This window comes from Chroococcidiopsis sp. [FACHB-1243] (assembly GCF_014696895.1).
Lineage (GTDB): Bacteria > Cyanobacteriota > Cyanobacteriia > Cyanobacteriales > Chroococcidiopsidaceae > Chroococcidiopsis.
In genome coordinates this window covers 1-10,437 of record NZ_JACJQX010000087.1, presented here as the reverse complement: position 1 = coordinate 10,437, position 10,437 = coordinate 1, and the positions used below count along the sequence as shown (strand labels likewise).

Annotated in this window: 10 protein-coding genes; 1 reads left to right on the top strand and 9 read right to left on the bottom strand. The window is 44.0% G+C overall.

Annotated features, from left to right (window positions below; genetic code table 11):
• Positions 1 to 119 precede the first annotated feature (119 nt).
• The 5 genes from H6G17_RS30965 to H6G17_RS30945 form a co-directional block, all read right to left on the bottom strand.
• Positions 120 to 701, bottom strand: coding sequence for a hypothetical protein (locus H6G17_RS30965; protein ID WP_192162366.1), 582 nt, complete (start codon positions 699 to 701; stop codon positions 120 to 122).
• Positions 702 to 823: 122 nt separating this feature from the next.
• Positions 824 to 2,077: a PcfJ domain-containing protein gene (locus H6G17_RS30960; RefSeq protein WP_192162364.1), complete on the bottom strand. Its 1,254-nt coding sequence runs from the start codon at positions 2,075 to 2,077 to the stop codon at positions 824 to 826.
• Between the two features lie 322 nt (positions 2,078 to 2,399).
• Entirely contained in the window at positions 2,400 to 2,783 is a 384-nt protein-coding gene (locus H6G17_RS35030; RefSeq protein ID WP_192162362.1) for a hypothetical protein, read from the bottom strand.
• A gap of 100 nt (positions 2,784 to 2,883) precedes the next feature.
• Positions 2,884 to 3,474, bottom strand: a complete 591-nt coding sequence (locus tag H6G17_RS30950) for a hypothetical protein (RefSeq protein WP_192162360.1) — start codon at positions 3,472 to 3,474, stop codon at positions 2,884 to 2,886.
• 296 nt (positions 3,475 to 3,770) lie between these two features.
• Complete coding sequence (locus H6G17_RS30945; protein WP_192162358.1) at positions 3,771 to 4,412, bottom strand: hypothetical protein; 642 nt, start codon at positions 4,410 to 4,412, stop codon at positions 3,771 to 3,773.
• A gap of 107 nt (positions 4,413 to 4,519) precedes the next feature.
• Here H6G17_RS30945 and H6G17_RS30940 point away from each other — a divergent pair, with 107 nt between their 5' ends.
• On the top strand, positions 4,520 to 5,596 hold the full coding sequence (locus H6G17_RS30940; RefSeq protein ID WP_192162356.1) for an IS630 family transposase: 1,077 nt from the start codon (positions 4,520 to 4,522) through the stop codon (positions 5,594 to 5,596).
• A 524-nt stretch (positions 5,597 to 6,120) separates the two neighbouring features.
• Here H6G17_RS30940 and H6G17_RS30935 read toward each other — a convergent pair.
• The 4 genes from H6G17_RS30935 to H6G17_RS30920 all read right to left on the bottom strand — a co-directional run bounded on the left by H6G17_RS30935 (position 6,121) and on the right by H6G17_RS30920 (position 10,263).
• Positions 6,121 to 6,633 (bottom strand): DUF433 domain-containing protein, encoded by a 513-nt coding sequence (locus H6G17_RS30935; protein WP_192162354.1) that lies wholly within the window; start codon positions 6,631 to 6,633, stop codon positions 6,121 to 6,123.
• Positions 6,634 to 7,632: 999 nt separating this feature from the next.
• On the bottom strand, positions 7,633 to 8,646 hold the full coding sequence (locus tag H6G17_RS30930) for an AAA family ATPase (RefSeq protein ID WP_192162352.1): 1,014 nt from the start codon (positions 8,644 to 8,646) through the stop codon (positions 7,633 to 7,635).
• Positions 8,647 to 8,877: 231 nt separating this feature from the next.
• Positions 8,878 to 9,843, bottom strand: a complete 966-nt coding sequence (holA, locus tag H6G17_RS30925) for a DNA polymerase III subunit delta (RefSeq protein WP_192162350.1) — start codon at positions 9,841 to 9,843, stop codon at positions 8,878 to 8,880.
• 135 nt (positions 9,844 to 9,978) lie between these two features.
• The gene (locus H6G17_RS30920) at positions 9,979 to 10,263 is read right to left on the bottom strand and encodes a GIY-YIG nuclease family protein (protein WP_192162348.1); all 285 of its coding nucleotides are present in this window, start codon (positions 10,261 to 10,263) and stop codon (positions 9,979 to 9,981) included.
• Positions 10,264 to 10,437: the final 174 nt, after the last annotated feature.

The window sequence follows — 10,437 nt, the reverse complement described above, 5'->3', positions numbered from 1 at the left end:
TCTGCTTTTGGCGAGAAAATATATCGTCGAACCGACGACACCAGTTATCAAAACATGCTGGCATCGCTGCACTTACTTGATCTTTCATTTACGCTGCTCCTGTTGAGACTGACGTAAAACTACCTCGGTGACTGTATTGTATCTCTATTTTTTCTTACTTTTCTACAAAGTCCCATTAGGCTGCTGTTAAAATTTCTCGCTCCTGCTACGAGTCCTCCAATCCCAATGGTGCGATATCCTATCTCGTATAGTTCGATCGCTCGTTGGATGCGTTCGGCTAGAGTGAGTCCGTGAACCACAGCCATCGGCATCCGCTCGGGCAACTTCAATGCAGTTAGTTTAATAAACTCAATTGCCTGTTGCCAGTTAAACTTTCTGCGCTCATCAATGCGATTGCCCACAAGTAGGTGATCTGGTGCGACGATCGCATCTCCAGGTTTGCTCAAACGTGCGTAATGGTAGATACAAAAATGTGCGGTGACGAACTTACCACGAATTTGAGGAATGTCGAGATTTCGGTAGCCAAACGCGCCGCAATCCCAAATCATCGGCTGGCGAGCGGGCATCATTGTAGGTCGGCTGGCAAGCGATCGCAGCCAACCCGTGGGTTGCTCGTCAAGCAGTTCCCAAATGGGTATTCTGCTTTCGTTTAATCGTATATAGTCGCTGTTGCCAACAACAGCATAGAAACCTGGTTTCATATAAATATAACCTGCACTCTTGCGTGGAGAGAGTGCAGGCACTTTCGTTGTTGGAAAAAAATGAACCTCTGCCTTACTAATGAAGGCAAGAGGCTCCAGGTGCGCTCTTTAGACGAGCGGGTTTAACTTGCAATCGCCCGTGACTTGCTGGGAAATAGTTCTTCCAGCCTCGGTCGCAGAAATGCTTCGACTGCCGCGCGGTCTTGGGCAGCCGGAGGGCTGTTTCTGCGACCGCTAAATTGCACAATTCGACCTTGACGGTCGATCTCGATGGCATATTTCAGCTCTGCTTCCGCCATAACGCCGAGCAAATAACAGTGCCGTTTGATGGCTTTGTCAGCGTAGCTACCAATACAAATATTGAGAGCGTTCCCCCACTCTATTAGCATACGAGCAGTTCTGGGGACGACAAAGACAAGACCGTTGACTGCCATGCCGTCTAATTTTCCCAGCATTTTAATGGGCAGGCGGCGTTTTTCTTCTCGTTCGCTACGAAAGCGATTGTAATCGCGTTGTATCCAGTCGTGCAACTGGCAGAGCGATCGCGGACGCGAGGGCAGTTTGTAGTGGGGCAGCTCCTTTGACATCTGCCAGTACATGTTAGCTGCATCTAGTAGGTAGCTGGCATTGTACTCTTCTGCTACCGACTCCAGCAACTTCAGCACCCGTTGGGGCGAATACTGTTGCAATAGGTGATGCACCTGTTTGGGATCGATTTCGACTGGCTTCAGTTCTAACAGGGTATGGATGTAGTCGAGCTGCCACTGCTGGGCGAAGGCTACTGCTAGCGCCAACCAGTTGGTATGAACTGCCCACAGACATTTCCTACCATATTCTACTTGCGCCTCCAGCAGTCGCGCCGCGAGTTTGAGCAATTGCTTGCTATCCCTACCAAACCAAATTTTGACAGCATCCTTAAGATTTTCTCGTTTCAATCCCAGCCGCAGTATGGCGGGAATCGGAGGAATGGAATCATACTGTTGGAGAAATGGTAATACCTTAGCAATAGTTGTTTCGTAGAGGTTGGGGCATTTCTCTATTTGCAACAGTTCGGCTACGGCTTGCTTCGCCAATGCTATCGATAAATTCCGAGAGTCAGAACCAGCCACCCGCGCCGCTTTCGCCAGTTTGTAAATGAGGCATTCGGTGTCGCTGTAGGTGGCATCGCGCACTCCATACCGCTTGCTCCAGATGTAGACGCGCAACTTGCCCGTTCTCAGGGAAAAACAGAGCCATTTGGTAGTTCTGAACTCGCCTTTAACTTTTTGGCGCAACCGCAAAGTCACTTTATTTTCTGCACGGTCGAGAAACAATATGCCGTATTTCCCCTGCCAGTAGATGCCACCGTTGGCAGCAATTTTGTAAGTCTTGTCCATTGTCGCGCTCCATCAATATTCTCCATGTCGATGCGCAGCATTTTCAATCGATGGCAATCTGCAAACGAACTTATGAGCAATAGCCATTCGTGCAGAGGAGCGATCTGGTATTCATCTGGGCTGCGTTGTTGTGTTAATAAATTGATAAATTAGAGCTAAATTTAGTTATAAATCTCTACAGATATTTGTTAATAAATATCGACGAAGATATTGATTAGTTAGAGCAAAATCGTCAGAGAAATCGCCATACTTAAACGTTCTACTAAACCTCTAAATTATACTATCTTACTGGTCGTTTTAAAACAGCTTCTTTAATAATTTGTCAGTCATAAGTCACTGCTTTATAAGTGTTCTCGTCAGCCCCGAACTTATTGTAAATCGCACCAGATATGAGCTTTTGAGTCGATCGAGCATATTCAAATATATTTACACTTTGTAGAAGAGCAGATTGTCCATTATATTGGTAATTGCTATATCTAACATAGACTAGATATGGCAAAATAAATATTACATCTAAATCGCTGACACCAATGGCTGTATCTCTACCGTAAGAACCAACGTAAATTCTGTGATTTGTGTCAGAATATGAGTCCCAAAAATCTATATTAAGACGTTTAGTTATAGCCTTACATCTAATTTCAACATCATCACTATTACCGATTGTTAAACAATCGCAAAAAGTTTTGAAATCTTCGCCAACGCCCATTATTACCAATTAAATATAGGGACATATAGTTAGTATATTCGACCGATCGCAGACAACCGATACAAGACAGCATTCCCAACTGCTGCTAGGCTCCAAATTCCTATTCAATCCCTGTTACCCCTAGTAGCCTCAAAATTTCTCTGACTCGTGCTTTCTCATGGTTAAGCCGCTGTACTTCTGGTAATAGATTTTTGGGAATGTATTTGGTGGATTTAATCAGGCGATCGCCCTTACTCCAAAACTCGTAGTGATACCAAGGCTGAGGATAGTCCTTACCATTCCGAGATATGGTCTTCCAGTGAATCGAGCCACTACCATCACCCTTAGCTCGTCTCGTTTTACTAGGACTTTTGTTACTAGGGGATATTTCTAACTGTTCTCCATCTTTACTGGGGCTTATCTCTTTATCCCCTAGTAATACTTTTTTACTAGAGCTTTGCGTGACTCCCAATAATCTCAGGATCTCTACAACTGGGCGCTTTGCTGCTTCTGCTTTTTGTATATCCCCTAGTAACAGTTTTGGAATGTACTTACTCCGTTTCCTCCCATCTTCTTTCCAGTGATAGTAAGCCTGGGGGTAATCCTTACCATTCCTGGTAATGGTGCGCCAATAAATAGATCCGCTACCATCACCCTTACGACGGCGGCTTTTACTGGGGCTTTCATTACTAGGGGATAAGTCGGATTGCATTGGCTCTTTACTAGGGCTTTCATCTATATCCCCTAGTAAACAACCACAAACCCTAAGCTCATCACCCTGGCATCCATAACAAATACATAACTCGCTCTTGAGCAATCGCAACGCAGGGTTCAAGGCTGTTACCGAGGGCTGCATATCTCACTCAGGTAACGTAGTCACGATGAACCATCCTTCACGCGATCGCTGCCCACTGCCCAGGTAAGCCTGGTGCCATCTCCTTAACTTTTAGGAACCTGCATCGCACGCTTCCTCATGCCGTTGCTGCGCTGCCACTTCTTTATCCCGATCTAATCTAATTGCGGTGGCGGTGGTTGCTGCCCGACGATAGCACTGCCGATCGCCTGCCAGCGTTCGAGATCGCTGGCAGTGATGCCAGTAGCATGGAGGATTTTGCCTGTAGTTACATTTACTCGCATCAGTTCGCCCCGTCCGTCCTTAGCAACAACAGAAAAGATATTGGCTCGACGGTTGAGCAGCAGTTGATAATTTTCTCCTTCTGCCATCTCAGTCTGAGTGTCAACCTCTTGGGTCTGTTGGTTATTTTTCAATGATAGAAAACACTGGATCAGAGTTGGAGCAGTTGCAGCCGCCAGAGTCAGTTGGATTGGATCGGTGGGACTGGCGGTGAGTGCATTAGGGGGTAGCGTTTGAGGCTGCTCTAACTCTGTATCAGTCGATTGGCTCGTACTAATTTGACGCTTTTGTTCTAAGTTTCTGGAACGAGTGGCACTCTGCTCCATCGCTTCTAAATAACGACTTCTTTTCACACGAATTTGCTCTAATACTTTTGGTAATCTGATATTGCAAAACTTTTGCCACTTGTCATCAGTTAGCTGTATCAACTCTTCAGTAGGAATAGCAGACTCCACTTGAATGCCATGACGATACCAAGCGTTCAATCCATCTTCTTTGAGAGCACTATCCAACATCCGTTCGACGAGTTTGAGTCCGGCTCGCGGTTGTGACTGGTTGCTACCATTTTTCGCTAATTAAGCTACAAATAGAAGCAAGAGCGTTGTAAAAGTAGCGGACAGTCATGGCACGCCCTCTAAAGATAGAAATTAGTGAGAGTGCAGAAGAACTCAAAGCCTTACTGGGAAGACAAAAAACGGCGCAAGGCAAAGAACGTGTGCAAGCGATGTACCTACTCAAATTAGAGCGGGTGAAGACTATCGGCGAATTGGCTCAAATGTTAGGTAGACATCGAGTGACCGTGCAAGAGTGGTTGGCTACTTATCGTCAGGGAGGGCTGACGGGCTTGCTCACTCTCAAACGGCAACCAGGAAGACAAGGCACGATTCCCAAATGGGCAGTGGCAGCACTGCAAAAACGCTTAGCCCAGCCGCAAGGATTTCCGAGTTATGGGGCAGTGCAGCAATGGTTGTCTGAGACACTAGGTGTGGATGCTTCATACATGGCAGTCTATCGATTAGTACGTGGCAAGTTGAGAGCCAAGCTGAAAATTGCCAAACGTCAAAGTACTGAACAAGACCCCGAACAACTGCAACAATTCAAAACGGTGTTAGCAGATAACTTGAATTTGTTGAAACAGGTGGTTGCCTTACCACACAGCCAAAAGCCGCATCGGATTCGCTACTGGTGTCAGGATGAAACCCGTTGCAGTCTGACTACAGTCTGTCGCCGATTGCTTAGTGCAGTTGGAGTCAAACCTATCGGTAAAACCCAGTGGATGTGTGAGGGGTTTTGGCTGTATGGGGTAGTTGAACCACTGATGGGCGAACAGTTTTTCTATGAGTTTTCTCATCTAGACAGCATGTGTTTTCAACAGTTTCTCCATCTATTCGCCCAAAGATATCCGGATGAGTTTCATATTTGGCATCTAGACCGAGCATCTGCACATACAGCCAAACGCATTCAACCGCCTGCTAATGTCTTATTGTTGTTTCAACCCAGTCATTGTCCAGAACTCAATCCGATTGAACGCTTGTGGCAACACCTGAAGAATTCTATTACATGGCAGTTGTTTGCTGATGTGGAAGCGTTAAGAACCACGCTGCGGCAACGCTTAACCGACTTGACTCAGGAGATGGTGAGAGCCTTAACGGGTTGGGATTACATTTTAGATGCTCTTTTTGTAGCTGGATTTTCGTGAAACGGTAGCATAAGTCTTTCACAAATTCTTTCACACATAGAATTGCCATTTCTACGTGTTTTTTGTCTTGCCTTCTCTGCTGCGGTAAGCCACGTAAAGATTTTAATTTTCCTTCCAAACAAAGAACGGGATGAAGCACTCTGATGTTGACCCCAGATAATTTAGACTCCCCAGGAAATGGAATGGCTGTACCCGTGATTTCAGAATCATTTAAACCGTATACTGACGCGAGAAAATCAATTCTGAGGTTAGCGTCTTGGCGCTTGACTGTAACTATCCCAGAATTGGGGCTGGGGTCGAAATCTCGGTTCAGTTTGGCTTCACCCTGTAAAGCTTCTTTACAGGTAAGGACTTCGATCTTACCACCATAAAAATCTAAGTCTTCACTGGCAAAGGGAAGCATCTGTTGCAATTGTGGAGAGCGATCGCGATACTTGGATGCCCACAAATTAATTGCTTGTCCTCCTACGACAACAGCATCTAATTCTGCTGCTTGTAGTTTGACAAAGATATCGTACAAATCTTCAGGAGTTAGTTTCTTCACCATAGCGAGAAGGGATGGATTCTTCCCATTTGATGTTTTCGGCTCGCAGACTCCAATACTGGGGGTATAGGGTCATATCCGCTAACTTTTGTGCTTCTTCTGGTGGCATGTCGAGCAACTGCATTCTCGCCTCTATCTTTTCTCGAACTAGTTGCGCCATCTCTCTATCTTCGTACAAAGTTGTCAAACCTGTTGCTTGGGTAGAATTGCCTGCTTGTTGGAGACGGTATTGCTTTATGAGTTTAGCCAAAGGATGCTCTGGCGGTAATGTATCTACAAAAGCAATGGCTGCATCGATACCTTCGGCATACAGAAGCGAAAAATTGGTAAGTAGATCTTGTTTGGTATAACCTTCGAGGAGTTTTGTCACTACCCACTCGACGCTAAAATGAGTGCCAGAGATAAAAGGCTTGCCACCCAAGAAATTTGAGTCGGAAACTATAAGCTTTTCAATAAACTGGCGCTGCTGGTAATTTTTGCTGTCAGATATCATAGTTACAGAACCAATGCAGTTAGTTGCTAACTCAGAAGACTAATGGAAATAGCCTTCTCTTCACGCTCTAACTCGTGAAGTGAAAAAAAATAGCTATAATTTCTCCTCGTTTCATTGCTGTTTACTTCATAACATTATTTGTGAAATAGTTAAATGTATTAGAAAGATGCAAAATACTACTATTTCAGACTTATTGTAACTCATGTCACCTGTTAATTTCTTGAGTTGATTGACGCTCCTCACTGTCATCGAGACAGCAGAAGGCAAACCAGCACAACGTCCAAGTAAGCCCGACATTTGGCTAGAAACTCGGCATTGGGGTGAAGAACGGTCAAGATTCTGCGGTGATACTTGCGCTCAAACATACCTAAATAAAATATATCTTTATAATTCAACTTTAATTATAAAGATATGGTTTGATTTCGTTCAAAACTAAATATTGGCTAACAACATGATGTAAACTAAATCATTGCGATACTAAAACTAAATTTTATACAATTAGTTCAGTTTGTACTGAAAAAACTTGGGTTTGATTTTGTTGTCTATGTTGTTCTAAGTTTTGAGTAGAAAAGCTAGTCAGTTATTGTAATATAACGATCGTTCATATTAGTTTCCATTGATATAAATTATGATTGAAAAAATGAATCGTTTCAAACAACTAGAGATTGTAGTTAATTGGATGCTCAGCATTTTTTTTGTTTTGCTAGCAGGGGCAAATTTTTTGTTCGCTCGGCAATTATTAGCTCTACTGTCACTCGTGCCAGCAATTGGGCTTTTTCCACCTCTAAAATCTTCTCCGGTTTTCAGACTAGTTATGCTAGTTATTGGAGTATTTGTAATGGTGCTTAGTTAGTTGTTGAAGTTCCGCACATTTTTGTACTAAATTCGCTCGCTAAGAATATCCAAAACCTATAGCAATCTCGATCTAATTAACGACACAATAAACTATATCGAGTCACTCTAGATTTTCAGAGAATCAACTGAAAATCTAGAAAAAGTCTATGGCATGAGTAGAACATCCCATACTAGCCGAGGTTGTGCTAGTTGTTTGAGTTGGTTTTTGGCATTGTCTAGTTTGGCAAGCCATGTAGGGTCTTTGAGCTGATGCCACCAACAATATTCTAAGTATTCCAGCAACCAAAGTTGTTGTTGGAAGTCGAGCAATTCTGCTTCTTTGCCGAGCGATAAAGCTGTCACGAGATCTTTTGGAGGTAATTGGAGGTGAGAAAGAAGTTCGGGGGGAAGCGATCGCAGTTTTTGGTAATGATAGATAGCACGACCTGGGCTGCCATTGGCAAGAGCAATTATTTCAGGACGAGCGATAATTTCTGTATATCCAATCTGGGAGAGAACTTGAAGGATTTCAGTGTTTAATAGGGGGAAGAACGGAATTTTCTGGCATCTACTGGTCACTGTAGGTAGTAGTTGAGCCGGATTGCTGCTGATGAGGATGAGAATACCTGTAATTGGTTGTTCCAAAGTTTTGAGCAAAGCGTTGGCAGCAGCAGGGTAGATAGCATCAGCATGTTGGATAATTACAACTTTGAATGAGGCATCGAGAGCCGAAGTAGACAAAAATTCAGAAACTTTTCTGATTTGGTCGATCCTGATAGCCGGAGGAGATTTGCAGAGTAGTTCGCCTTCTATTCGTGTTGCGGCGATTAGTTCTCCTTGATGCACGTATGTTGGTTCTATCCAGAGAAGATCTGGATGATTTTGTGAGTTAGCGATCCCCAGCCATTGGTTGATAAAAGCGATCGCCGCCAGAGTTTTGCCAACGCCATCTGGTCCAGCAAATAGGTATGCTGGGGCAATGCGGTTAGAGTCGATCGCATTTTGCAAGCTAGAAAGAGCAATTGGTTGACCGACAATTCGATCGAAGGTGAATTGCTGAGTCTGTTGTGATAGTCTGTTTTGTGGCGCTTGGTGGCTAGCATTGTCTGTACATTGTTCCACCTTGCCTTGGGTTGTAGTGGTTTGCTCTAGTTGTAATAATTCTAGTTGAACGTCCATGTCTATTTGTGAGTTTTGTGGATCTTTGATATGCCCTTCGCATTGGACGCTGCCAGGGTGCGTTAAGGTGTGCGCTGTGGCGATCGACTAAGCAATCTCAATCGAATCGGGAAATTCTTTCTGATTTGACCGTCAAGAACTGCTAGTGGAAGAAGCAACATTGCGATCGTCAGTAACAGTGGCAGCAAGCTAATAGCGGTTTTGTCGATCGATAGCCGTGAAGATTTTGTCTCAGACAGTGCAGAGATTGATAACATATGTTGCCAAAATGTCAGCATTGCCTCCCGATTTGAGCAAAACTTCCAACTCCAGCAGGATAGCCATTGCCTTTCTGAGCTTTGTCAGGGATACGGCTCTAATCTCTTGCTTGATAAAGAACAGTCTTTTAGGGTTTTTGAGTTCGACAAATCTAGCAATTACAGCATCGTCTTTCCATCCTGCCTCAATGCAAGCTTTAGCCGACAGCCAGGTACGAAAGCAGGTAGCCAGCGTAGCGACAATCCGCAGGGGAGGTTCGTTTAAAGCTAAGAGGCGATCGAGTTGTTTCAGCGCCAATGTTGGATCGCCCGTTCGACAGGCAGCAGCCAGCTCCAAACTACTACTAGAAGTGTTGACTACCAATTGTTTGACTATTTCCACATCGAGTGGTGCATCGACTGCATAAAGCTTGAGCTTTTCTAGTTCGTTCCATGCTTGGCGAGAGTTGTTGCCTACAGCTTCTACTAAAGCAGCTACAGCATCATTAGTAAGTTTGACACCCAGGGATGACGCAAACGATTTAACTTGTGACACGATTTTTGTAGATTCCCACTGCGGAATGATTGGAAATGTTCTGAGCTGGGCGTATTGCAGGATTAATTTGACAGATTTGTTTCTTTCATCTGGTTTTTTATTTGATGTCATCAAGAGAATGTTATTTTCTAGAATATTTTGTAGTGTCTTTTCTAATTCTGCAATGACTTCTGGCGGACATGCTCCCAACAAACTACTTTGAGGTAGGTGTACGATTTTTCCACCTTCTCCCAAGGGTGCTGTTGCAACCTCCATCAGAGCGTTAACAATGTTGTCTTTATCTGCTGGTGCTATTTGAATGTAGTTCAGCAATCCCCACTCTCGATCTAAGTGTTGCGCGCGTAAAGCCTCAACTGCTTTGGATAGCAGAAAATCATCTTCTCCCCAATAGATATAGACTGGCATAATGTCTAAAAATTCTAATTTTGATAATTTCAGCGCCAGCTGTTTCGTTGTCTGAAAATTATTTGACCGCTCGGTGTATTCTTCAAAAACTTAGCAAGCTGGAAGCATAGAACAGTACAAAACTTTTGGGAGAAGTTAGTTTTTTTTGCAGTAGGGACAGTAGTATTTTGGATTATGTCTGCGTTTGAGTTCGCGTTCCAAAGTTCTAGTACCATTACGCCAGTGTCGAACTAGTTTTAGTTCCCTGTCATACTGAAAGACAGCAGCGCGACAAATTTTGGCTCCTTGTCCATTTTTGTGCTGTTCTAGTCGTTTCTTCAAACTGCTAGATGTAAAACCTAAGTAGTGGCAAGCCTGTCCTCGTCGAGAGTTTGGGTTGCCTATGGGTTGACCAAAACAGATGAGATAGACATAGCCCATAAGTTTTGACCCGTCCGGTGTAGACGGGTTATCCTCCTATTTTTTACGGCTGCGTAAATTTCCACGCGCTATTGGCATTGAGCCGAGATCCGTGTAAAAATCGGCAATATGGTCTGGAAACTCTTGATACATCTAAGTTTCATCTATTTGACTTGCTTCAATCATTCCAAAAAT